General features: G+C 67.4%; 18 protein-coding genes. 16 read left to right on the top strand and 2 right to left on the bottom strand.

Annotation, left to right across the window (positions count from 1 at the left end; all coding sequences use genetic code 11):
- The first annotated feature begins 16 nt into the window (after window positions 1-16).
- Both ACWDTI_RS16220 and ACWDTI_RS16215 read left to right on the top strand, forming a co-directional pair.
- Window positions 17-1,093 carry a hypothetical protein gene (locus ACWDTI_RS16220; RefSeq protein ID WP_449739132.1) on the top strand — a complete coding sequence of 359 codons (1,077 nt, stop codon included), beginning with the start codon at window positions 17-19 and terminating at the stop codon, window positions 1,091-1,093.
- Window positions 1,090-2,379 carry a methyltransferase family protein gene (locus ACWDTI_RS16215; protein WP_449739131.1) on the top strand — a complete coding sequence of 430 codons (1,290 nt, stop codon included), beginning with the start codon at window positions 1,090-1,092 and terminating at the stop codon, window positions 2,377-2,379. Before ACWDTI_RS16220 ends, ACWDTI_RS16215 begins: the two co-directional genes overlap by 4 nt.
- Window positions 2,380-2,711: 332 nt before the next feature.
- On the opposite strand, the gene ACWDTI_RS16210 is transcribed toward ACWDTI_RS16215, so the two are convergent.
- Together ACWDTI_RS16210 and ACWDTI_RS16205 are read right to left on the bottom strand one after the other, a co-directional pair.
- Window positions 2,712-4,748, bottom strand: coding sequence for a CocE/NonD family hydrolase (locus tag ACWDTI_RS16210; RefSeq protein ID WP_449739130.1), 2,037 nt, complete (start codon window positions 4,746-4,748; stop codon window positions 2,712-2,714).
- Between the two features lie 165 nt (window positions 4,749-4,913).
- Entirely contained in the window at window positions 4,914-6,104 is a 1,191-nt protein-coding gene (locus ACWDTI_RS16205; protein WP_449739129.1) for a glycoside hydrolase family 76 protein, read from the bottom strand.
- 281 nt (window positions 6,105-6,385) lie between these two features.
- Between ACWDTI_RS16205 and rplJ the strand changes: the two genes are divergently transcribed.
- The 14 genes from rplJ (at window position 6,386) to rpoB (ending at window position 23,727) form a co-directional block, all read left to right on the top strand.
- Window positions 6,386-6,910, top strand: coding sequence for a 50S ribosomal protein L10 (gene rplJ, locus ACWDTI_RS16200; RefSeq protein WP_449739128.1), 525 nt, complete (start codon window positions 6,386-6,388; stop codon window positions 6,908-6,910).
- Between the two features lie 82 nt (window positions 6,911-6,992).
- Entirely contained in the window at window positions 6,993-7,385 is a 393-nt protein-coding gene (rplL, locus tag ACWDTI_RS16195; RefSeq protein ID WP_449739127.1) for a 50S ribosomal protein L7/L12, read from the top strand.
- A 334-nt stretch (window positions 7,386-7,719) separates the two neighbouring features.
- Window positions 7,720-8,946 carry an ABC transporter ATP-binding protein gene (locus ACWDTI_RS16190; protein ID WP_449739126.1) on the top strand — a complete coding sequence of 409 codons (1,227 nt, stop codon included), beginning with the start codon at window positions 7,720-7,722 and terminating at the stop codon, window positions 8,944-8,946.
- On the top strand, window positions 8,943-9,749 hold the full coding sequence (locus ACWDTI_RS16185) for an MlaE family ABC transporter permease (RefSeq protein ID WP_449739125.1): 807 nt from the start codon (window positions 8,943-8,945) through the stop codon (window positions 9,747-9,749). Before ACWDTI_RS16190 ends, ACWDTI_RS16185 begins: the two co-directional genes overlap by 4 nt.
- 57 nt (window positions 9,750-9,806) lie before the next feature.
- Window positions 9,807-10,625 carry an MlaE family ABC transporter permease gene (locus ACWDTI_RS16180; protein ID WP_449739204.1) on the top strand — a complete coding sequence of 273 codons (819 nt, stop codon included), beginning with the start codon at window positions 9,807-9,809 and terminating at the stop codon, window positions 10,623-10,625.
- A gap of 2 nt (window positions 10,626-10,627) precedes the next feature.
- Window positions 10,628-11,980, top strand: a complete 1,353-nt coding sequence (locus tag ACWDTI_RS16175) for an MCE family protein (protein ID WP_449739124.1) — start codon at window positions 10,628-10,630, stop codon at window positions 11,978-11,980.
- On the top strand, window positions 11,977-13,059 hold the full coding sequence (locus ACWDTI_RS16170) for an MCE family protein (protein WP_449739123.1): 1,083 nt from the start codon (window positions 11,977-11,979) through the stop codon (window positions 13,057-13,059). The genes ACWDTI_RS16175 and ACWDTI_RS16170 overlap by 4 nt, the downstream gene beginning before the upstream one ends.
- Window positions 13,060-13,062: 3 nt before the next feature.
- Window positions 13,063-14,169 (top strand): MCE family protein, encoded by a 1,107-nt coding sequence (locus ACWDTI_RS16165; RefSeq protein WP_449739122.1) that lies wholly within the window; start codon window positions 13,063-13,065, stop codon window positions 14,167-14,169.
- On the top strand, window positions 14,166-15,473 hold the full coding sequence (locus tag ACWDTI_RS16160; protein ID WP_449739121.1) for an MCE family protein: 1,308 nt from the start codon (window positions 14,166-14,168) through the stop codon (window positions 15,471-15,473). Before ACWDTI_RS16165 ends, ACWDTI_RS16160 begins: the two co-directional genes overlap by 4 nt.
- An 11-nt stretch (window positions 15,474-15,484) precedes the next feature.
- A complete protein-coding gene (locus tag ACWDTI_RS16155; protein WP_449739203.1) occupies window positions 15,485-16,861 on the top strand; it encodes an MCE family protein in 1,377 nt (458 codons plus the stop codon).
- 55 nt (window positions 16,862-16,916) lie between these two features.
- Window positions 16,917-18,161, top strand: a complete 1,245-nt coding sequence (locus tag ACWDTI_RS16150; protein WP_449739120.1) for an MCE family protein — start codon at window positions 16,917-16,919, stop codon at window positions 18,159-18,161.
- Between the two features lie 42 nt (window positions 18,162-18,203).
- Window positions 18,204-18,830 carry a hypothetical protein gene (locus ACWDTI_RS16145; protein ID WP_449739119.1) on the top strand — a complete coding sequence of 209 codons (627 nt, stop codon included), beginning with the start codon at window positions 18,204-18,206 and terminating at the stop codon, window positions 18,828-18,830.
- On the top strand, window positions 18,830-19,864 hold the full coding sequence (locus ACWDTI_RS16140; RefSeq protein WP_449739118.1) for a hypothetical protein: 1,035 nt from the start codon (window positions 18,830-18,832) through the stop codon (window positions 19,862-19,864). Before ACWDTI_RS16145 ends, ACWDTI_RS16140 begins: the two co-directional genes overlap by 1 nt.
- Before the next feature lie 374 nt (window positions 19,865-20,238).
- Window positions 20,239-23,727 carry a DNA-directed RNA polymerase subunit beta gene (gene rpoB / locus ACWDTI_RS16135; protein WP_449739117.1) on the top strand — a complete coding sequence of 1,163 codons (3,489 nt, stop codon included), beginning with the start codon at window positions 20,239-20,241 and terminating at the stop codon, window positions 23,725-23,727.
- The last annotated feature ends 9 nt before the right edge of the window (window positions 23,728-23,736 follow it).

Here is a 23,736-nt window from a genome sequence, read left to right as displayed (position 1 = left end):
TGTCGGACGGGGTGGGATGAGCGAACCGCTGAACGGAGGCGACGAGGAACCGGCGGTTGATGCCGGACCCGGCAACCCGGATCGGCCGCCTGACGGCGCAGAGCGAAGGTATCGGCCGACCGGCGCCCAGTGGGCGGTGGCGGGCGCGATCGTGGCCTTCGGCGCGGGGTTCGTGCTCTACCACGTGCTCAAGGGCAGCGGGCTGGGGCAATCGGCAGCGCTGTATGTGGGGATTCCGCTCGTGCTCGCGGTGGTCCTGACGCTCACTTCACCGGCCCGGAGGCCCGCGGGAATGGCGATGAAGGTGACGACGATCCTCCTGCTGCTGTCGATCCCGGTGCTCGGCGAGGGTGCGTGCTGCGTGCTGCTCGCGGCACCGATCTTCTACTTGTTCGTCTACGTCGGTGCGACGCAGGTCGCCACGCTCCGCGCTCGACGTCAGCGCGGGCCGGCGGTGTTCGTGCTGCCTGCGCTGTTGATGGTGATGGCCCTCGAGGGCACCACGCCGTGGCTGACGATGCCCGGCGACGCCACCGTGTCGGCAAGCCGAGTCGTCGAGGTGCCGGCGGATCAATTCGCCACGGCACTGGCCGCCCCGCTGCAATTCGACGACCAACGGCCCGGCGGTGTGCTCGCGATCGGATTCCCGAACCCGACGGCCGACTCCGGTGGACTCGACGTCGGCACGCGACGCGTCATCCGGTTCTCCGGCGCCCATCATCGACACGGCCCCACGGTGCAACATCACTGGGGCACGGCAGCGTCCGCGCTGACGCTCGAAGTGACCTCGCGGACCGCGTCGTCGGTCTCCTTCCGCGCGGCAGCGGACTCGACACCACTGGCGACGTGGCTGCGCTGGCGTGATATCCGCGTCACCTGGGACGAAGTGGACGCCGTCCATACTCGTGTGCGGTGGGAACTCGGATACACCCGGCTGTTGTCGCCGGCGTGGTACTTCGGTCCGATCGAACGCGTGGTGACCGGCCGCGCCGCCGACTACCTGATCAGCGCGATCGATGTCGGCGCGGCTACCGGCGGTCCGTCGGCTCCGGCCGATCCGATGCCGGCGATGCCCGGGATGACACACGCGTGACCGCGGTGCCAGAGCTGGGGGAGTGGGTCGGCAACGGGGGCATCCGTGCGCTGGTGGCACTGGTGCCGCTGGTCGCCGCCGCCGGCCTCTGGTGGGCGGTGCCCGATGTTCGACGCCGCGCGGCTGCGGTGCTGGCCCTGCTCTGGAATCTGATCGGGCTGGCGGCGGTCAACCTGCTCGCCTCGGCCGCCGGATGGTGGTCATTCGGGACGACCGGCGGCGCGTTGTTCGGGCTGCCGGTCGACATGCTGATCGGGTGGGCGGTGCTGTGGTCGGTCGTGCCGGTTCTGGCGGCGCGGTGGATTCCACCGGTCTATCTCGGTGTCGGTCTCGTGGTCCTCGACCTGCTCGCGATGCCGATGCTCGAGCCGGCGGTGGTGCTGGCGCCGGAGTGGTGGTGCGGTGAGGTGATCGCTGTGGTGACCTGCCTGCTGCCGGGGATGGCGCTGGCCGAGGCAACCGCGCGGCGCCGAGCGTTGCGGATGCGTGTGGGTCTTCAGGTCGTGCTGTTTTCGGTGCTGCTCTTGGGGGTGATCCCGGCGGTCGCCGTCGAGTTGTCCGGTCGGTCCTGGGGGCGGGTGCGGGAGGGCCTTGGTGGACCCGTCGATGCGGTTGTTTTCCAGCTCGTCGGCGTGGTGGCGCTGATCGCGGTGACGGCCGTCGTCGAGTTTGCACGGCACGGGGGCACCCCGTATCCGTGGGATCCGCCGACCCGCCTGGTCACCACCGGTCCGTATGCCTTCGTGGCGAACCCCATGCAGCTGTGCGGCACGGTGATCCTCGCGCTGCTCGGCGTGGTCTTGTGGCTACCGGCATTGGCCGCAGCGGCGCTGATCGCCGCGGCGTTCTCCTCCGGTCTGGCCGCATTCGTCGAAAATGATTCGCTGACAACGAGATTCGGACGTGAATGGGCGGAGTATCGACAGCGCGTGCGGGTGTGGTGGCCGCGGTGGCGGCCGGCCGGTGTCGGTGCCCCGGCCCGCGTCTACCTTGCGCGGGGCTGTGATCCGTGCAGCGACCTCGCGACCTGGGTCGTCGACCGGCACCCAGTCGGACTCGACGTGCGTGTCGCCGAGGAGCACCGCGAACCGTTGCGGCGGATGCGCTATGAATCGCCGACCGTGCGCTACGACGGGGTGCGGGCCTTCGGGATGTGCCTGACCCACCTGACCCTGGCGTGGGCGATCGTCGGGTGGGTTGTCGCGCTGCCGGGCATCGGGCACGCGCTGCAGGTGCTGGTCGATGCGGCCGGGGGCGGACCGAGGGAGATCGCGCGAGATCGGTGAGCCGGGGTGCATGGTCGGCGGCGGAGGGCGCTCGATCGACGGGCAGGGCGCACGGTCGACCGGGTTGGGTGCCGGCTCGACGGGTGGGGCGCACGATCGACCGGTTGGGTGCCCAGTCAACGTGGGAGGACGCCCAGTCGACGGGGGAGGACGCCCAGTCGACGGGGGAGGACGCCCAGTGGACGGGGGAGGACGCCCAGTGGACCGGAGAGGACGCCCAGTGAACGGGGGAGGATGCCCAGTGGACGGGGGAGGATGCCCAGTGGACGGGGGAGGACGCCCAGTGGACCGGGGAGGACGCCCACTCGACGAAAACGCCCGACCGGCGTCTGCTACCAGTTGCCGCCCGAGCAGAACGTGAGGTAGCTGGGGTGATGCGGGTCCAGCACGAGCCGCTGGCGGCGACCGCGGGCCTTGATCAGGTCGGGCACCACGGTCAGATACCGGGGGAAGCTCGCGGCGTAGACGTCCACCCGCAGCCGGTGTCCGGGTTCGAGAACCGCATCGGTCGGCACCAGATCCACATCGATGCGCACCGGTTCGTCGGCCGGCACGGGGAGCTTGCGTTTGTGCGACAGGTAGTGGTGCGCCGCGAGCAGGCTGCCGTCCGACGCGTAGGTCGACGCCGACGGGTCCAGCGCCCGATTCGACGACGACAACGCGCCGTTGGTGAGCACCGTCGACGTCCCGTCGGGGGCGACGTCGTTGACGGTGACCGCCCAGATCGCCTCGTGCGCGGTGGTGGCGACGTTGAGGCGGAGGTTCATCGCGCCGCTGATCGTCGTCGATTCGGTGACGGGTTCGGTGGTGAACGAGAGGCCGCCGCGCTCCTGGAAGCGCGCATCGCGGGTGAAGGCGCGGCCGAACACCATCGCGGCGCCGGCGGTCACCTGCGTCATGTCGCGTGACACGGCGCCCCGGATGTCGGCCCGTACCGTCAGCGACGACACATGATCGACCGGCGTGGCGGTCAGCGAACCGTCGTGCACGCAGTGGTCGGCCGTGCCCGACGGCGCCTCGTGGAGGTAGAGCCGGTGCGGCAGGACCCCGGTGCGGGGGAAACTCGGCCCCGACGTCCACGCGCCACCCTGCTGCAGCATGGTGACCGGCCCGTAGTACTCGACACCGTTGCGGTGGCCCTTGAGCCAGCGGTCGAACCAGGCGCGTTCGAGCACGTCGAGACGCGGGGGGTCGAACTTCCCGCCGTAGCCGGAGCCGACGTCGAAGTGGTAGCCATCGCCGACCACCATCTGCTTGCGGCCCGGCTCCATCTCCAGGCGCTCGTAGACACCGGTGGCGCTACGGCCGAACAGGTCGTGCCAAGCGCCGACGGTGAACGTCGGCACCTCGATGCGGTGCACCTTGGGATCGCGTTCGTCGAAGTAGGGGTCGTCGAAGATCCGGTCGTCGCGCGCGGTCAGGAAGCCCCAGAGCAGCGACGGCATCTCGGTGGCCGGCGACTTGATGCGGTCCACCGCCCAGCGCAACGCGTCGCCGCGGACGATGTCGCGGACCACGTTCGACGGATTCGGCACCCACTTGAGGAGATTGACCACCGACAGCCATGCCGGGATGAACGCCGACGGCATGCCGCCGGTGATGTAGATGTCGCGGACGATGTCGTCGCAGCCCTCGACGGCGAACACGGCCTTGAGCGCGGGTGGCCGCTTGTCGGCGGCCTGCAGCGAGTTGATGGCCGAATACGACCAGCCGGCCAGCCCGATGGTCCCGTCGCACCACTCCTGCTCGGCAACCCAGTCGATGATCTCCACCGAGTCCTGCTGTTCGCGATCGCCGAGGATCTGCCATTTGCCCTGGCTGGCGCCGGTGCCGCGGACATCGACGATGATCTGCGCGTACCCGCTGCGCACCAGATTGCGGTTGATGCCGAACACGTCGAACACCCCGCCGGCGATCGTTCGGGTCAGCCCGGTGAGGCCTTCGAGCGCGGTTCCCTTGCCGTCGATCGACCGGGACGCCGACGACAGCGCCTTGCCGAGCACCGGTGCGTGCAGCGTCTGGTCGAGGAAGTCGATGGCCGCCCGGTTGTACGGGTTGATGTTCACGATGGCGGGGTAGGGCGTGAGGACCGTCTGCCCGAACCGGTTGGCAGGCCGGATCACCGTCGCGCGCAGTCGCACCCCGTCGCTCATGGTGAGCACGACGTCGCGGTCGATCGCGACCCGCGGGTACAACTGCTTGCCGTCGACCTGTTCGCGCCACCGGATCGCGTCGGCACCGCCGGTGGGGTCACCGAGCGGGAGCGCGCCGAAGCGGGGCGCGGACCCGGTTCCGATCGGTCGTGCGACACGCTCGCGTCGCGGGCGTCTGGCGGCGCCACCTGCAGTAGCGTCCAACTGGTACGTCACGGTGCATCACCCTGCCTCAGGCGTGGGGCACCACTGCGCTCGCGAGGGCACCTTTGCCTGCTCGTCACCCGGCACTGTCCTGCCGGAGCGGGGTGAGGCAATGCACACTGTGGCATTCATCACCCGCCGGATGAGGATAGCCCAGCGTAGATATCGGATCGCTAACTAGGTGGGCTCGGTTTGGTGATGCTCCGGCAGCCGCAGTTCGACGGCCGCGGCCGCCTCGAGCGCCATCCACGCCGACAACTGCACTGACAGGTCCCGTTCAGCGATGGCCGACGAATTGACCGCACCCCCGATGAGCTGCGCCTTTGTGCCTGCGGCGCCGGGGATTTCGGCCTCGCGATGCCAGTCCGCGGAGAACACCGGGCCGTGCGGGGTGTCGGCGCGGGTCGCCCACGCGGCATCGGCGGTCGCCGTCACCAGGTGGGCCGCCCGGCGGCGCAGGTCGGTCCCCTGCTCGACATCGACGGGGAGGTCGGTGGCGATCAGTGCCAGATAACGGGCGAGGATCCCCATGAACAGGCCGCCGTCGCCGCCGCCCGCACCTCGGATGATCCCGTCCGGACACTCGTGGGCCTCCACCGCGGTCAGCAGGCGGTCGATGCGGTCGACGTGCACCCGGTCTCCGGTCCGCCGCGCCAACTCCACCTCGGCCCCGAGCACCACGCCCTGGCAATACGTGTAGATCGCGGTCACCTTCTCGAGCGGCTCGCCCCGGGCCGCGGGCTTCACCCCGTCGATGATCAAGTGCGACGTCGGGTCGATCAGGGTGGCGTCCATCCAGTCGGCGATCGCGACCGCCCGGTCGAGATGGCCGGTGCGCGCGACCAGGATCGCGGCCGGCCCGTTGGCCGGGGTGTTGAAGAAGAGGTCCATCTTCCGCCACGGGATGCCGCCGCCCAGCTCGGGAACCCACGCACCCAGCATCTCGCCGGTCAGCGTCCGCACGGCGGTGGCATGGTGCAGCCCCAGGTGCCGGTCGGCCCGCTCGATCGCCAACCCCAGCCAGGCCATGTCGTCGTAGTAGTTGTTGGTCCAGCGGCCCAGGTTGCGCAGCCGGATGCCGCGCAGGAGGCGGTTCACGTCGTCGGCGATCTCCGGGTCGAAGGAGTGGTCGCCGGGCGGGCGGTGGATCGCGGCGTCGACCAGCAGGTCGACGAGGTGGGCATGCCACCAGTAGTGCCACATGCCGAACCTGCTGCGCAGCCCGACCGGCCATGCCACGGACGCCAGCCGCGTGCCGGGCAGCCACATCATGTGGCCCAGATGCCGCTGCGTGACGGCGGCCTCGGCCGCCGCCGCACGGTCGTTCGCCGATGTCGGCGCAGGTCGCGATTTGGATTCGTCGCCCACGGTCGGGTAGATTATCCGCTCGGTGTGACGCGCAACCGTGCGTCGTATCGGTTCGACCAGAGACCGTCGGTCATCGGGATGTCCCGATCGAAGGTACTCCGCAGCCGCAAGGCTCCGCGGAGACGGCCCACGCAGGGAGAACGAGGATTGATCCGACGCGTTCGCGCGTCTTGTTCACGCCCCGTGCCTTTCTGTGTGCCGGGGCGTTTGTCGTTTCAGACGAACTCCCTCTCGGCTGTGGTCGGACCCGACCCAACTCCAGTGAAGAGAGGAGGCGAAGTATGGCCAAGTCCGACAAGGTCGCCGCAGTCGCGGAGATCAGCGAGCAGTTCAAGGGCTCCAGCGCAACGGTCGTCACGGAATACCGTGGCCTGTCCGTCAGCCAGATCACCGAATTGCGTCGTTCCCTCGGTGAGGGCACAACCTACTCCGTCGCCAAGAACACCCTGGTCAAGCGTGCCGCCGTCGAGGCGGGCGTGGAAGGGCTCGACGAGCTGTTCACCGGTCCGACCGCGATCGCCTTCATCGAAGGTGAGCCGGTGGTGGCCGCGAAGGCGATCAAGAACTTCGCCAAGGACAACAAGGCTCTGGTCATCAAGGGCGGGTACATGGACGGCAAGCCGCTGTCCGTGTCCGAGATCGAAAAGATCGCCGACCTCGAGAGCCGTGAAGTGCTGTTGGCCAAGCTCGCCGGTGCCATGAAGGGCAACTTGGCAAAGGCTGCCGGTCTGTTCAACCAGCCGGCTTCGCAGGTCGCGCGTCTTGCCGCGGCCCTGCAGGAGAAGAAGAACGAAGCCGGCGAGTAGTTCGCGCCGCACAAAACCAATCCCCAGCGCACGGGGATAAACCAGATCCCCCCGCATGGGGAATGACAGGAAGGACGCCATCATGGCGAAGCTCACCGCTGACGAGCTCATCGATCAGTTCAAGGAACTGACCCTGCTGGAGCTCAGCGATTTCGTGAAGAAGTTCGAAGAGGTCTTCGAGGTCACCGCCGCCGCTCCGGTCGCCGTTGCCGCTGCCGGTGCTCCGGCCGCTGCCGGTGGCGCTGAGGCCGCTGCCGAGCAGGACGAGTTCGACGTCGTGCTCGAGGGTGCGGGCGACAAGAAGATCCAGGTCATCAAGGTGGTCCGTGAGATCGTCTCCGGCCTGGGCCTGAAGGAAGCCAAGGACCTCGTCGAGAGCGCTCCGAAGCCGATCCTGGAGAAGGTCGACAAGGACGCCGCCGAAGCTGCCAAGGCCAAGCTGGAAGAGGCCGGCGCCTCGGTGTCCGTCAAGTAAGACGCACCAACGAACGATGGCCCGCGGGTGAACCACCCGCGGGCCATCGTCGTCTCCATCGCCTGTCGGTCGGCGCGATTGTGACCGGGCACCCTCTTTGCGTTTCCGATGGCATCGGCTACGCTCATCCCCGCGACAAGTTACCGGTGGGTAAGCACCGTCGGGGGTGACAGGGTCGTCGTTGGGGAACCGGGTCGATCGTCCAAATCGCCGTTGCCGCCGCATGTGGGTATCGGCGCACGTCGGTTAGAGTGACCCCAACCACAATTGTCACCAGTACGTGTGTGGTCGCGTCGACCGCCCGCGGGGGGCAGCGGATGTCTGGGAGGATGCAGTGGGTGTTGAGGTCAGCGTCGAGGGGCTCACCAAATCGTTCGGGTCGCAGAACATCTGGCGTGATGTCACGCTGACCCTGCCGGCCGGGGAGGTGTCGGCGCTGCTCGGCCCGTCGGGTACCGGCAAGTCCGTGTTCCTCAAGACCCTGATCGGTCTGCTGCACCCCGAGCAGGGCTCGGTGATCATCGACGGCACCGACATCACCCAGTGCTCGGCCAAAGAACTCTACGAGATCCGCAAGCTGTTCGGCGTGCTGTTCCAGGACGGCGCGCTGTTCGGGTCCATGTCGCTCTACGACAACATCGCGTTCCCGCTTCGTGAGCACACGAAGAAGAAGGAGAACGAGGTCCGCGACATCGTCATGGAGAAGATCGACCTGGTCGGTCTGGCCGGCGCCGAGGACAAGCTGCCGGGTGAGATCTCCGGCGGTATGCGCAAGCGTGCCGGTCTGGCGCGCGCGCTGGTGCTCGACCCGCAGATCATCCTGTGCGACGAGCCGGACTCGGGTCTGGATCCGGTGCGTACCGCCTACATCTCTCAGCTGCTGATCGACATCAACGCGCAGATCGACGCGACGATCCTGATCGTGACGCACAACATCAACATCGCGCGCACCATCCCCGACAACATCGGCATGCTGTTCCGCAAGGAGCTGGTCATGTACGGCCCGCGCGAGCAGCTGCTCACCTCCGATCAGCCCGTCGTGAAGCAGTTCCTCTCCGGTGACCGGTTCGGTCCGATCGGCATGTCCGAGGAGAAGGACGAGGCCGTTGCCGCGCAGGAGGCGGCGATGCAGGCCGCGGGTATCTCCGGTGGCGGCACCAAGGACGACTTCTCCGAGATCATCCCGCAGGTGCAGCCGAATCCCGGGATGCCCGAGCGCAAGGCCATCAAACGTCACCGCGAGCGTGTGCTGGAGCTGCTGCCGTCGCTGCCGGAGAACGCCCAGCGCGCGATCCGCGAGTCGATGGAAGAAGAGGACCGCATCCGCGCGGAGTCCCGCGAGGCGGTCGCCAACGGCGCGGTGCCCAGCTCCGAGGAGGGCGCCGACGGCGGTGACCAGGGCGAGTGGACCGGCGCGGATCAGGGCGAGAACCGGTCCGACGATTACGCCGGCGACGACGCACCGACCCAGACCTGGGAAGTCCCCGAGGGCGACACCCAGCAGACCGGCCGGCAGCAGGACACCCAGCAGTTCGAGAACACCCGGGGTCGCCGAGGATGAGCAGCGCCACCACGCGTGGCGTTGATCGGATCGCACAAGCCGGCACGGGGGCACTCGCCCAGACCGGCAATATCGTGCAGCTGTTCGTCGATGTGGCCCGCCAGACGTTCGTCCGCCCGTTCCAGTGGCGCGAGTTCATCCAGCAGGCCTGGTTCATCGCGAGCGTCACGATCCTGCCCACCGCCCTCATCGCGATCCCGTTCGGCGCGATCGTCTCGCTGCAGACGGGTTCGCTCATCAAGCAGCTCGGTGCCGAGTCGTACACCGGTGCGGCCAGCGTGCTCGTCGTCATCCAGCAGGGTTCCCCGCTGGTGACGTCGTTGCTGGTGGCCGGTGCGGCCGGGTCCGCGGTGGCCGCCGACCTGGGATCGCGCACCATTCGCGAAGAGATCGACGCCATGCAGGTGCTCGGCATCAACCCGATCCAGCGTCTCGTCGTGCCCCGCGTGCTGGCGATGGTGCTCGTCGCGATGCTGCTCAACGGGCTGGTCGCGGTCGTCGGCATCGGCGGCGGGTATTTCTTCAACGTCGTCGTGCAGGGCGGTACACCGGGCGCCTACCTCGCGTCGTTCGGTGCCCTCGCACAGCTACCGGACCTCTACGTGTCCACGTTCAAGGCGGCGATCTTCGGTGTCCTCGCCGGTGTGGTCGCCGCCTACAAGGGTCTCAACCCGAAGGGCGGTCCCAAAGGCGTCGGCGACGCGGTCAACCAGAGCGTCGTCATCACCTTCCTGCTGCTGTTCCTCGCCAACCTGATCATCACTGCGGTCTACCTGCAGATCGTCCCGCCGAAGGGATCCTGAGTGTCCGACGGTGGAGTGACGATCGCGAAGTCGCGTCCCGAGTACTACTGGTACGAGATGCGCAAGTGGGCGGGCAAACCGCTCAAGGTGCTCGACGGCGCCGGCGAACAGATGTCGTTCTACGGGCGCACGCTGGCGTGGATTCCGCGGACGCTGGTGCACTACACCCGCGAGGTGCTGCGGCTGCTCGCCGAGGTGGCGTTCGGGTCGGGCGGTCTCGCGGTCATCGGCGGCACCGTCGGCGTGATGGTCCTGATGTCGGGGTTCACCGGTGTCGTCGTCGGGCTGCAGGGCTATTCGGCGCTGGATCAGATCGGTTCACAGGCACTGACCGGATTCCTGTCCGCCTACGTCAACACGCGTGAGGTGGCGCCGCTGGTCGCCGGCCTCGCGCTGTCGGCGACCGTGGGCTGTGGGTTCACCGCCCAACTCGGTGCCATGCGGATCTCCGAGGAGATCGACGCCCTCGAGTCGATGGCCGTGCCGTCGATCCCGTTCCTGGTCTCCACCCGCGTGATCGCCGGGTTCATCGCCGTCATCCCGCTCTACGTCCTCGGCCTGCTGTCGGCCTATCTCGCGTCCCGGGTGATCACCACCGTGTTCAACGGACAGTCGGGCGGGTCCTACGACCACTACTTCAACCTGTTCCTGCCACCCGCCGACGTGCTGTGGTCGTTCGGCAAGGTGCTGGTGTTCGCCTTCGTGATCATCCTCGTGCACTGCTACTACGGCTACTACGCGTCGGGCGGCCCGGCCGGCGTGGGTGTCGCGGTCGGTCACGCCGTCCGCGCCGCGCTCGTGCTCATCGCCATCCTCGACTTCTTCCTCGGTCTCGCGATCTGGGGCACCACCACCACCGTGCGAGTGGGGGGCTGAGCGTGTCGACCCTGCGTCGCCGGCTCCTGGGGCTGGTGTTCTTCATCGTCGTGGCGTTGTTTCTGACACTGACGATCATGAAGTTCAACAAGAACTTCACCAGCTTCACCGACGTCACGCTCGTCACCGATTCCACCGGCAACTCGCTGCCGACCAACGCCGATGTGAAGGCGCGCGGCGTCGTCGTCGGCCAGGTCCGCGACGTCGAACCCACCCCGGATGGCAAGGTCGCGGTCACGTTGGGACTCACCCCCGAGATGGCCGATCAGCTTCCCACCTCGACCACCGCGCGCATCCTGCCGAAGACGTTGTTCGGCGAGCGATACGTCGCGCTCCAGGTGCCCGACGACGTGTCCGGTTCGACGCTGTCGACGGGCGACACCATCCAGACCGACCAGAGCGGCAACGCGCGCGAGGTTCAGGACCTGTTCGACAAGCTGCTGCCCGTGCTGCAGGCCATCCCGCCGCAGGATCTCAACGTCACGCTGACCTCGCTGTCGCAGGCCCTGTCGGGTCGCGGCCAGCAGCTCGGCGTCACCTTCGACGAGCTCAACACCATCTTCGGCCGGATCAACGACAACATGCCGGCCCTCGAGGGCACGTTGCGCGGGCTGTCCAGTTTCTCCCAGACGTATTCCCAAGCGCTGCCCGACGTGATCGACGCACTCGACAATTTCCGCACCACCAGCAACACCATCGTCGAGCGCCAGGAAGATCTGCGCACGCTCATCTCGACGCTCGGCGTCGCGACCACCGACCTCACCGCGTTCCTCCAGCAGAACCGCACCGACCTGATCGACCTCGCCGTCGACTCCGAGCCGTTCCTGGTGGGTCTGGCCAAGCAGTCGCCGACCTTCACCTGCACATTCGCGAACTTCGCGGCGCTCATCCCGGAGTCGCGGGTGATCGTCGGGGAAGGCACCGCGAACCCGGGCGTGCACGTCAATCTGACCTTCGTCAATCCGCGCGGCCGTTACCTGCCCAACCAGGACGAGCCGCGGCTGTTCGACGTCGATCCGCCGGCCGTCTGCTACGAACCGGCGCGCAACGGGCGCCCGTTCCCGCAGTATCCGGGCGGCGGGCTCGCCGACGGCTCGTATCAGCCGCCGTCGCGCAACGCGGGGCCCCGGAATGTGCCGACCTTGCCGCAGCCCCAGTTCTCCGCACTGCCGTCCGGTTCCATCCACCCCGCGCGGAACACGCTGCGTCCCAACGCCTTCGATGATCCCGACTACGTCAAGCAGCTCAAGGTCATCTACGGCGGCGCCGGGGGTGTGGACCCCGAGCAGGTGCCGACGTGGGTGGCGATGATCGGCGGCGCATCACTGCAGGGAGCGCAGGTCACCATCCGATGAAATCCATCACCGGACCGCTGATCAAACTCATCACCTTCGCCGTGGTGACGGTGGTCGCCACCAGCCTGCTCGCGTTGACGATCGCCAACGCCGGCGGCGACGGCGACAGCGACTACCAGGCCGTGTTCTCCGACGCCGCGATGCTCAACAAGGGCGACGACGTCCGGATCGCGGGTGTGCGCGTCGGGCAGGTCACCGGCGTCGAGGTCTACGACCGCAACAAGGCGATGGTCACGTTCAACGTCGACCGCGACACGCTGCCTCAGGGCACCCAGCTCTACATCCGCTACCGCAACCTGACCGGCCTGCGGTATCTGGCGCTCGAGCGTGGGGCCGGTGACCCCAACCAGGTCGTCAACACCGGTTACACCTTCGGCACCGACCCGCAGGACCCCGACACCCATCCGGCGGTCAACCTGACCGAACTGTTCAACGGCTTCAAGCCACTGTTCCGGGAACTGTCCGCGGCCGACGTCAACACCCTCTCCGAACAGATCATCAAGGTGTTCCAGGGGGAGAGCGGCACGGTGTCGCAGCTGATCAGCAGCACCGCCGACCTGACCAACGCGATCGCCGACCGCGACGCGGTGATCGGTCAGCTGATCACCAACCTGTCCATCGTGCTCGACACCGTCAACCGCCACGACGACCAGTTCACCGCGCTCCTCGACAACACCGAACAATTGGTGACCGGCCTTGCTGCGCAACGCAATTCGGTGGGGTCGGCGATCACCTCGGTGGCCAACCTGACGTCGGTGACGGCGTCCATCCTGGGCCCGACCCGCCCCGCCATCCAGGGCGACATCGCCGGGCTCAAGGCGCTGAGCGACCAGATCAACGCCCGCGACGCCGACGTGCAGCAGATCCTGACGACCCTGCCCATCAAGCTGCAGAAGGTCGGGCGGGCCGCGACGTTCGGTTCGTGGTTCCAGTTCTATCTCTGCGGCATCGACGTGGTCGCCGGTAACGGCAAGTCGACGCTGCTGACGCAGCCGCTCATCCCGTTGCCCGACATCAACCACGTCCTCTACACCAGTGCGGCCACCCGCTGCTGGAAAGACGAAAGGCCGGGTGGCTGACCCGTGGCTGACGATCAGGACAGCCGGCGCGACGACGCGCCGGACGAACCCGACGCCGAGGCGCCGGCCACGCCGCCGTCGCATGCGCATCGACGCTTCGCCGGCCGCCGTAGCCCGGTCAGCATCGGGGCCATCGGCATCCTGGTGATCTTGATGATGGCGGTGTCGTCGTTCTATCTGAACTCGTTGCCGCTGATCGGTGCGGGTGCGCGGTACACCGCGAAGTTCACCGAGGCCGCCGGACTGAAACCGGGTGCCGAGGTGCGGGTGGCCGGGGTGAAGGTCGGCGAGGTCGACGGCGTATCGCTCGACGGTGACCGCGTCGACGTCGAGTTCCGGGTCAACAACACCTGGATCGGGGACCAGACCCAGGCGTCGATCCAGATCAAGACGATCCTCGGGCAGAAGTATCTGGGCCTCAACCCGCGCGGCAGCAAACCCGCCGACCCCGACGTCCCGCTCACCGACACCGTGTCGCCCTACGACGTCATCGAGGCGTTCTCCGACGCCACCAACCAGATAGAGGACCTCGACACCGACCAGCTTGCCGACTCGCTGCGGACCCTGTCGGACACGTTCTCCGGTACCGCGGGCGACATCGGCCCGGCGCTCGACGGCATCACCCGGCTGTCCGCGACTATCGCGAGCCGCGACCAGGAAGTGCAGCACCTGCTCGACGCGACCAAGACCACCTCGGCGATCCTCGCCGACCGCAATCAGGAGTTCGTGCGGCTCATCGCCGGGGCGGGACAGCTGCTCGACGAACTCAACAACCGGCAGCAGAGCATCTCGCAGCTGCTGGCCAGCACCACGACGCTCTCGACCGCGTTGACCGGCATCGTCCGGGACAACGAGGCGCAGATCGGGCCCGCGCTCGACTCGCTCAAGGGCGTGACGACGCTGCTGACCAAGCAGAACGAGAATCTGCGCCAGACGATCACCTACATGGCGCCGTTCTACCGGCTCTACGCCAACGTGCTCGGCAACGGCCGCTGGTTCGAGAACGTGGTGACCAACCTGCTGCCCCCGGCGTTGCCGCAGCAGAACACCACCCGGCCGCCCAACATGAAGAAGAACCTCAACATCGGCGGAACGGAGGCCGGCGGATGAGCACCGCACCCGACCTGCGTAACACCTCCGGACCCGGGCGGTGGTTCACCCCGCGGCACATCGTGCTGCTGGTTCTCGGCGTGATCGTCGCGCTGATCGCGGCCGGCGTGCTGTGGTGGGCCTTCTCGTTCGTCGGCACCACCAAGATCACCGCGACCTTCGCGCGCAGCGTCGGCATCTACGAGGGATCCGACGTGCGGGTGCTCGGTGTGGCCGTCGGCAAGGTCGACTCGATCACCCCGGAGGGTGACAAGGTCACCGTGACGATGACCGTCGACCGGGGCGTCGACCTGCCCGCCGACGTGCGTGCGGTGCAGATCATCCCGTCCGTCGTCGCCGACCGGTACGTCCAGCTGACCCCGGCGTACTCCGACGGCCCGAAGGCCTCCCGCGACATCACGCTCACCGAGGACCAGACGATGGTTCCCGTCGAGGTCGACCAGATCTACGCCAGTGTGCAGAAGCTGTCCGAGGCACTCGGCCCGCAGGGCGCCAACGCCGACGGCGCGGTCAGCGACGTCATCACCACCGGCGCCGACAATCTGCGCGGCAACGGGGAGAAGCTCGGCTCGGCGATCGAGCAACTCTCCAAGGCCACCACGACCCTGTCCGATTCGCGGGGCAACCTCGTCGACACCATCAAGAACCTCAACGTGTTCGTCGGGGCGTTGCGGGAGAACGACGCACAGGTGCGGCAGTTCAACACGCAGATGGCGTCGTTCAACCAGTTCCTGGCCGGCGAGCGCACCCAGTTGTCGACGGCGCTGAACAAGCTGTCGTTCGCGCTCGGCGACGTCGCGACCTTCGTCGAGGACAACCGTGACCAGATCGGTCAGACGGTCAAGGACCTCGAGCCCACCACCCAGGCGCTCCTGGACAACAAGAACCAGCTCAAGGAGATCCTGACCGTCCTGCCGGTCACCATCAGCAACCTGATCAACGCCTACGACGCCGAATCCGGGACGCTGCAGATGCACCTGACCATTCCCGATCTGCAGGACCTGATCGGTGCGCAGTGCCGTCTGCTCGACCTCGGCAAGCTGCTGCCCGGCAATCCATCGGCGACCCAGTTCAGCAACACGCTGCGGCCGTTGATCACCCAGTGCGAGAACCTCGGCATGCAGATCCAGCAGGGTGTGCTCGAGCCGCTCCTGCCCGTGCTGCCGTTCGGCATCATGAGCAACAACAAGCTGCAGAAATACCCGGCGCCGGGTACCAACCCGGGCAACCCGGACCCCAACCTCCAGGTCGGACCGACACCGACACCGACGCCGACCCCGTCCGCGCGACCCGGGGGTAACTGATGCGAAAACTGTTGTCTCGCAATCTGCTCCGTGGCCTGGCGGCCGGCGCGATGGTGTCGGCGGTGCTGGTCTCCTCGGCCTGCAGCAGCAACGGGATCCAGTCGATCCCGCTGCCCGGCGGTGTCGACACCGGAGAGGCCGCGCGCACCTACCAGATCCAGTTCAACGACGTCCTCGACCTCGTCCCGCAGTCGATGGTCAAGAAGGACGGCATCCCGGTCGGCCGTGTCGAGTCCGTCGTGGTGCCGGACGGGCAGTGGTACGCGCAGGTCACCATCAAGGTCAAGAACGCGATCAACCTGTCCGACGAGGCCGGTGCCGCGGTGCAGCAGACCTCCTTGCTCGGCGAGAAGTTCGTCGCGCTGACCGAGCCGCCGAACAGTCAGTCGTTGCCGCGTCAGGACCCGGCGCAGCCCATTCCGCTGGACCGCACCCGGACGGCCACCGACATCGAGCAGGTGCTCGGTGCGCTGTCGATGCTGCTCAACGGTGGCGGGCTCAACCAGTTGGAGCCGATCGTCACCGAACTCAACAAGGCGCTCGCCGGGTCGACCGGCGAGCCGTGCAAGGTGACGCCGAAGGGCACCGACTGTCCCGTGTTCCGGAGTCTGCTGGAGAACACGTCGACGCTGATCACCCAGCTCAGCCGGCAACGCGACGACATCATCAGCGCGATCGACGGTCTCGCCCGGCTGTCCACGCGGGCGGCCAGGCAGAAGACGCAGATCGAGAACATCCTCCGAGATCTCCCGGCCGGCGTGGCGGTACTCGAGGAGCAGCGGCCGCAGTTCGTCGACCTGCTCACCAAACTCGACAAGCTGGGACAGGTCGGCACCGACGTGCTGACCAAGTCGCGAGACGCGCTGATCACCGATCTCAAGGCACTCCGGCCGGTGTTGACGCAGCTGGCCAAGGCGACGCCCGATCTGATCACGGCCGCCCCGTTGATGCTGACGATCCCCTTCCCCGACTGGATCCTGCCCGCGGTCCATGGCAGCTCGACGAACCTGTTCATGACACTCGACCTGCGGACGCTCAACCAGCTCGAAGCCCTCGGCGTCGGGCAGGGGACACCCAGGTATTCGCCGCCCAAACGTCACTATGTGCCGGTGAACCCACAGAATCCGTACATCGGCGGCAACGGCCCGCGCTACGGGTGGCCCACCATCACGTTGCTGCCGCCCGCACCCAACTCCGTGCCGGGGCCCAACACGCCGCCGTCGGGTGGCACGTATCCGATGAATCCGGCCGCCGCCACCACGACGGCACCCGCCTCCGCGTCGGCGACGAGCGGCCCGAACCCCGGCCAGTACACGCTGATGCCGCCGCCGCGCCCGGGCCAGCGGTTCCTCGAGGGCACGCTGTCGATGATCGGGGCGCAGCAATGAGCAGGTCAGTGGCCCTGTCGGTCGTCACGTCGCCGGCACAGAGCGGAGCGCGCCCATGGTGACCAAAACCGCGCGCATCCAGCTGATCGTGTTCGTCCTCGTCGGCGTGCTGGCGATCGTCTACGTCGGCGCGAAGTACGCCCGCCTCGACAAGCTGTTCGGGTTCAACCAGTACACGGTGACCGCGCAGTTCGGCGACACGTCGGGCGGCATCTTCACCAACGCGGAGGTCACCTACCAGGGCGTGCCCGTCGGTCGCGTCGGCAACCTGACGCTGACCAAGACGGGTGTCGACGTCGCACTCGAACTCAACAGCTCCGGGCCGCAGATCCCCGACTCGGCCACCGCCGTGGTCGCCAACCGGTCGGCGATCGGTGAGCAGTTCATCGACCTCCAGCCGACGTCGTCGCAGGGGCCGTACCTGTCGGACGGGTCGGTGATCACCAAGACATCGGTGCCGCCGCCGCTCGACGACGTCGTGTCCTCGGCGATCGACTTCACGTCCTCGATCCCCATCGACGACCTGCACACGGTCGTCACCGAACTGGGCAAGGCGTTCAACGGTCAGGCCGACAACCTGACCCGGCTGATCGATTCGCTGTCCAAGCTGTCGCGGGCCGGGTACGACAATCTGGGTCAGACGATCTCGCTGCTGCAGAACTCCGACGTGGTGCTCTCCACCCAGGCCGAGCAATCCGACGAGATCCTGACCTGGTCACGCAACCTGGACGTGGTGACCGCGACGCTGGCGTCGTCGGACCCCGACCTGCGGCGCCTGTTGACCACCGGCACCGCGTCGGCCACCCAGATCTCGGCGCTGCTGCAACAGAGCGGCGGCGACATCACCACCGTCGTCCATCAACTCGCCGAGGTCGCACGCACCGTCGAGCCGGCCGGTTACGCCACGTCGGCGACGTTCGCGATGCTGTCGGCGCTGTCCGCGGGCAGTGCGTCGCCGGCGCCGGGAGACGGTCAGATCCACTTCGGTGTCGTGCTCGAGACCAACAACCCGCCCGCCTGTACGCGCGGCTACGAATCGACCAACGAGATGATCCGCAAGATCAAGGAACAGAACCCGAACTTCGACATCAACTACGACGACTTCCCGTTCAACACCCAGGCGCAGTGCTCGGTGCCGGTGGGCAACCCGACGGGTGTGCGCAGTGCGAATCGGGCACAGCTCGCCAATCCGGCCTATCCGCAGCCGTGGGACAACACCCCGAAGAAGGACCCGGACAAGCTCAACCTGAACCCCCTCGCGCGGCAGTTGGCGTTCCTGCTGGGAGTGCGTCCGAAGTGATGTTTGGCAATCTCACATCCGCGACCGATACAGTGGCCGCCGATGACGAGTAGCAAGACTTCCGCCGCCACCTCCACCGGCCGCGTCGTCGCGAGTGTGGTCGCGGTGCTCGCCGTGATCGTCGCCGCGGTCTGCGCGGTGTGGTTCGGGTACCGCGGCTATCAGGCGTATTTCGTGGAGAAGCCGATCCAGTCGGCGCGCGACGATTCCGTCGCGGCGGCCGAACAGGCGATCATCAACGTCACCACCGTCGACCCCAAGAACACCGCCGACTGGAAGCGCCGGGTCGACGCGTCGCTCACCGGCAAGGCCCTTGGCCAGATCAGTGCGCAGGACGTGTCGAACCTGAACTCGATGATCACCCAGGCCGGGCCGGAGGCCGCGTCGCTGACGTCGCGGCTGGTGCGCAGCGCGCCGTCGGAGGTCAACGCCGACGACGGCAAGGCGAAGGTTCTGGTGTTCGTCGCCGCCACGTCGAAGCGCGCGAACGAAGCCGGGGTCACCCGCACGATGGGCTTCTCGGTGTCGATGACCAAGGTCGGCGATGAGTGGAAGGCCGAGGACATCGCGCCGCTGGACGCGATGAGCTTCGACCAAGCGGCCGCGGAGTCCACGAGCACACCGGACGCATCCGGTGCATCCGGTGCGCCCGCTGGGGGAGGTAACTGATGGCCGCCAACCCACGTCCGCCGCGTCGCAAGGCGTCGCGTCCGGTCACGCGCCGCGTCGCCGGCCGTCCCCACGCCTCCGGCGGCCCCACCCAGCCGGCGCCACCCGCCGACGGCAATCTCGAGTCCGCCGACAACAACCCGGTCGCCGCTGACAGCAACCCGGTCGCCGCTGACAGCAACCCGGTCGCCGCTGACAGCACGGCGGTCGTCGTCGACTCCGGCACCCAGTCGGTCGAGGACGACGCACTGTCGACGGGGGCGAGCGCCCAGTCGACGGGGGTGAGCGCCCATTCGACGGGGGAGAGCGCCCAGTCGACCGAGACCGACGCCCACTCGACGGAGACCGACGCCCAGTCGACGGAGACCGACGCCCAGTCGACCGGGGAGACACCCAAGCCGGCTGGCAAGAGCCGTCCGGTCGCGCGGGTCTCGACCCTGCGCCCCGCCAACGAAGCTCCCGCGCCGGCCCCGGGCCGACCCTCCCGATCCGACGCATCGCGCGGCTCGCCGTCGGTCTTCCCGTTCGGCAAGACCACCCTGGTGGTGCTGGGTGCCGTGGCCGGGGTCCTGGCGGTGTTCGCGCTGATCGCGGGCCTGCATCCCGGCGCGAAGATCGGCCCGAACAAGGCGTTCATCGACCAGGCGGGCACGACGCAGCTGACCTCGCAGGCGTCGACCAAGCTGTGTCTGGCCAATTCCGCCGACGCCACCAGCGTGCAGAACTTCGACGCCTGGGCGGCCAAGACCAAGGACGTGCTGACCGGCAAGGCGCTGACGCAGTTCAACGACCTGATCAAGGCCCAGAAGGATGCGCTGACCCAGGTCAAGGCCAAGAACGACTGCCGGATGGACGCGCTCGGCGTGCAGCATATGGCCGGTTCCGACGACGGCGCGACGGCCCAACTCGTCGCCTCGATGATCGTCTCCGGCTCGCAGAACGGCGTCGTCACGCAGAGCATCTCGCCGCGGTATCAGGTCAACATGGTCAAGCGCGGTGACCAGTGGCTCATCGCCGACGTCCTCGATCTGTGACGTCGGCAAACACCGTGCAGATCCAGCGAAACCGGACGTTGAGGGTTCCGATGCCGCCGAACACCACAAATCTGCGACAAAATCGCGCGTAGCGCTTGACGAATGCGCCTCGGCGGGCCAGTCTGTCAGCAATGATCAACGCGAAGGCAGCCACCGGCGCGAGATCTTTTCAAGACGCGACTTGACAAAGTGCGTCTATTTTCTGCTACAGTTGGACGTTGCGCTGGCTGCCTCCTGTCCATCTACTGATCCTTCCTCGAGCCACCTTGCTTTGCGTGTCTTGTGGGCGATCGTCGGAAATCAGGTGCCACCGGCGAACGGCCCATCAAGCCAAACCGAGCTAGGTAGAACACTTCGTGTTGGAAGGACGCATCTTGGCACTCGACCGCCAGTCCACCTCAACCATCCCCGGCGCGCCGAAGCGCGCATCTTTTGCAAAGATCAGCGAGCCGTTGGAGGTCCCCGGCCTCCTCGATCTGCAACTCGATTCCTTCGAGTGGCTCGTCGGGTCCCCCGAGTGGCGCGCCAAGGCGATCGCCCGCGGTGACGACAACCCGACCGGCGGCCTCGAGGACATCCTCCACGAATTGTCCCCGATCGAGGACTTCTCCGGCTCGATGTCCCTCTCCTTCTCCGAGCCGCACTTCGACGAGGTCAAGGCCTCCGTCGAGGAGTGCAAGGACAAGGACATGACCTACGCGGCGCCGCTGTTCGTCACCGCGGAGTTCATCAACAACAACACCGGTGAGATCAAGTCGCAGACCGTCTTCATGGGCGACTTCCCGATCATGACCGACAAGGGCAGCTTCATCATCAACGGCACCGAGCGTGTCGTGGTGTCCCAGCTCGTCCGCAGCCCCGGCGTGTACTTCGACGCCGCGATCGACAAGACCACCGAGAAGACCCTGCACACCGTCAAGGTCATCCCGGGCCGTGGCGCCTGGCTGGAGTTCGACGTCGACAAGCGCGACACCGTCGGCGTGCGCATCGACCGCAAGCGCCGCCAGTCGGTCACCGTGCTGCTCAAGGCGCTCGGCATGACCAACGAGGAGATCGCCGACCGGTTCGGGTTCTCCGAGATCATGATGTCGACCCTGGAGAAGGACACCACCGCCAACCAGGACGAGGCGCTGCTCGAGGTCTACCGCAAGCTGCGTCCGGGCGAGCCGCCGACCCGCGAGTCCGCCGAGAACCTCCTCGAGAACCTGTTCTTCAAGGAGAAGCGCTACGACCTGGCCCGCGTCGGCCGCTACAAGGTCAACAAGAAGCTCGGTCTCACCGCCAACCCGATGACCGGCGAGTCGGTGCTGACCCGCGAGGACATCGTGGCGACCGTCGAGTACCTGGTGCGTCTGCACGAGGCCGACCCGCACACCACCAGCTACATGACCGTCCCGGGCGGCGTCGAGGTGCCGGTCGAGGTCGACGACATCGACCACTTCGGCAATCGTCGTCTGCGTACCGTCGGCGAGCTGATCCAGAATCAGATCCGCGTCGGCCTGTCGCGTATGGAGCGTGTCGTGCGTGAGCGCATGACCACCCAGGACGTCGAGGCGATCACCCCGCAGACCCTGATCAACATCCGTCCCGTCGTGGCGGCGATCAAGGAGTTCTTCGGCACCAGCCAGCTGTCGCAGTTCATGGACCAGAACAACCCGCTGTCGGGTCTGACCCACAAGCGTCGCCTGTCGGCGCTGGGCCCCGGCGGTCTGTCCCGTGAGCGCGCCGGCCTCGAGGTCCGCGACGTCCACCCGTCGCACTACGGCCGCATGTGCCCGATCGAGACCCCTGAGGGTCCGAACATCGGTCTGATCGGTTCGCTCTCGGTGTACGCGCGGGTCAACCCGTTCGGCTTCATCGAGACCCCGTACCGCAAGGTCGTCGAGGGTGTCGTCACCGACGACATCCAGTACCTGACCGCCGACGAGGAGGACCGCTACCTCATCGGTCAGGCCAACACCAACTACGACGGCACCGGCCGTATCACCGACACCCGCGTCCTGGTCCGCAAGAAGGGCTCGGAGGTCGAGTTCGTCGGCGCGAGCGAGGTCGAGTACCTCGACGTGTCGCCGCGTCAGATGGTGTCCGTCGCGACCGCGATGATCCCGTTCCTCGAGCACGACGACGCCAACCGCGCCCTGATGGGTGCGAACATGCAGCGTCAGGCCGTGCCGCTGGTGCGCAACGAGTCGCCGCTGGTCGGTACCGGTATGGAGTTGCGTGCCGCCGTCGACGCCGGTGACGTGGTGGTCTCCACCAAGTCCGGTGTGGTCGAGGAGGTCTCCGCCGACTACATCACCGTGATGGCCGACGACGGCACCCGCGACACCTACCGGATGCGCAAGTTCGCCCGCTCCAACCACGGCACGTGCGCCAACCAGCGTCCGATCGTGGACGAGGGACAGCGCGTGGAATCCGGCCAGGTCCTCGCCGACGGCCCCTGCACCGAGAACGGTGAGATGGCGCTCGGCAAGAACCTGCTGGTCGCGATCATGCCGTGGGAGGGCCACAACTACGAGGACGCGATCATCCTGAGCCAGCGGCTCGTGGAGGAGGACGTGCTCACCTCGATCCACATCGAGGAGCACGAGATCGACGCCCGCGACACCAAGCTCGGTGCCGAGGAGATCACCCGGGACATCCCGAACGTCTCCGACGAGGTCCTCGCCGACCTCGACGAGCGCGGCATCGTCCGCATCGGTGCCGAGGTCCGCGACGGCGACATCCTGGTCGGCAAGGTCACCCCGAAGGGCGAGACCGAGCTGACCCCGGAAGAGCGTCTGCTCCGGGCGATCTTCGGTGAGAAGGCCCGCGAGGTCCGCGACACCTCCCTGAAGGTGCCGCACGGCGAGACCGGCAAGGTCATCGGCGTCCGCGTCTTCAGTCGCGACGACGACGACGATCTCGCACCCGGCGTCAACGAGCTGGTCCGCGTCTACGTCGCCCAGAAGCGCAAGATCCAGGACGGCGACAAGCTGGCCGGCCGCCACGGCAACAAGGGCGTCATCGGCAAGATCCTCCCCGCCGAGGACATGCCGTTCCTGCCCGACGGCACCCCGGTCGACATCATCCTGAACACCCACGGTGTGCCGCGTCGTATGAACATCGGCCAGATCCTGGAGACCCACCTCGGGTGGATCGCCAAGGCCGGCTGGAACATCAACGTCGCCAACGGTGTGCCGGACTGGGCGTCGCGTCTGCCCGAGGACATGTACTCGGCGGAGCCGGACACCAACACCGCCACCCCGGTGTTCGACGGTGCCCGCGAGGAGGAGCTGACCGGACTGCTGTCCTCGACGCTGCCGAACCGCGACGGCGAGGTCATGGTCAACGGCGACGGCAAGGCCACCTTGTTCGACGGCCGTTCCGGTGAGCCTTTCCCGTACCCCGTGTCGGTCGGCTACATGTACATCATCAAGCTGCACCATCTGGTCGACGACAAGATCCACGCGCGTTCGACCGGTCCGTACTCGATGATCACGCAGCAGCCGCTCGGTGGTAAGGCGCAGTTCGGTGGTCAGCGCTTCGGTGAGATGGAGTGCTGGGCCATGCAGGCCTACGGCGCCGCCTACACCCTGCAGGAGCTGCTGACCATCAAGTCGGACGACGTGGTCGGCCGCGTGAAGGTCTACGAGGCGATCGTCAAGGGCGAGAACATCCCGGAACCGGGTATCCCGGAGTCGTTCAAGGTGCTCCTCAAGGAACTCCAGTCGCTGTGCCTGAACGTGGAGGTGCTGTCGTCCGACGGCGCCGCCATCGAGATGCGCGACACCGACGACGAGGATCTCGAGCGGGCCGCCGCGAACCTGGGCATCAACCTGTCGCGCAACGAGTCCGCGACGGTCGACGACCTCGCCAACTGACCCTCACCG

This window comes from Gordonia sp. NPDC003424, assembly GCF_053588655.1.
The sequence above is the reverse complement of the archived record's forward strand: the minus strand, read 5'-3'. Positions and strand labels throughout refer to the sequence as shown.

Coding starts and splice junctions, on each gene's coding strand:
- ACWDTI_RS16180 (WP_449739204.1), top strand. CDS start 9,807: ATGCGCAAGTGGGCGGGCAAACCGCTCAAGGTGCTCGACGGCGCCGGC.
- ACWDTI_RS16185 (WP_449739125.1), top strand. CDS start 8,943: ATGAGCAGCGCCACCACGCGTGGCGTTGATCGGATCGCACAAGCCGGC.
- ACWDTI_RS16160 (WP_449739121.1), top strand. CDS start 14,166: ATGAGCACCGCACCCGACCTGCGTAACACCTCCGGACCCGGGCGGTGG.
- ACWDTI_RS16170 (WP_449739123.1), top strand. CDS start 11,977: ATGAAATCCATCACCGGACCGCTGATCAAACTCATCACCTTCGCCGTG.
- ACWDTI_RS16220 (WP_449739132.1), top strand. CDS start 17: ATGAGCGAACCGCTGAACGGAGGCGACGAGGAACCGGCGGTTGATGCC.
- ACWDTI_RS16140 (WP_449739118.1), top strand. CDS start 18,830: ATGGCCGCCAACCCACGTCCGCCGCGTCGCAAGGCGTCGCGTCCGGTC.
- rplL (WP_449739127.1), top strand. CDS start 6,993: ATGGCGAAGCTCACCGCTGACGAGCTCATCGATCAGTTCAAGGAACTG.
- ACWDTI_RS16145 (WP_449739119.1), top strand. CDS start 18,204: ATGACGAGTAGCAAGACTTCCGCCGCCACCTCCACCGGCCGCGTCGTC.
- ACWDTI_RS16150 (WP_449739120.1), top strand. CDS start 16,917: ATGGTGACCAAAACCGCGCGCATCCAGCTGATCGTGTTCGTCCTCGTC.
- rplJ (WP_449739128.1), top strand. CDS start 6,386: ATGGCCAAGTCCGACAAGGTCGCCGCAGTCGCGGAGATCAGCGAGCAG.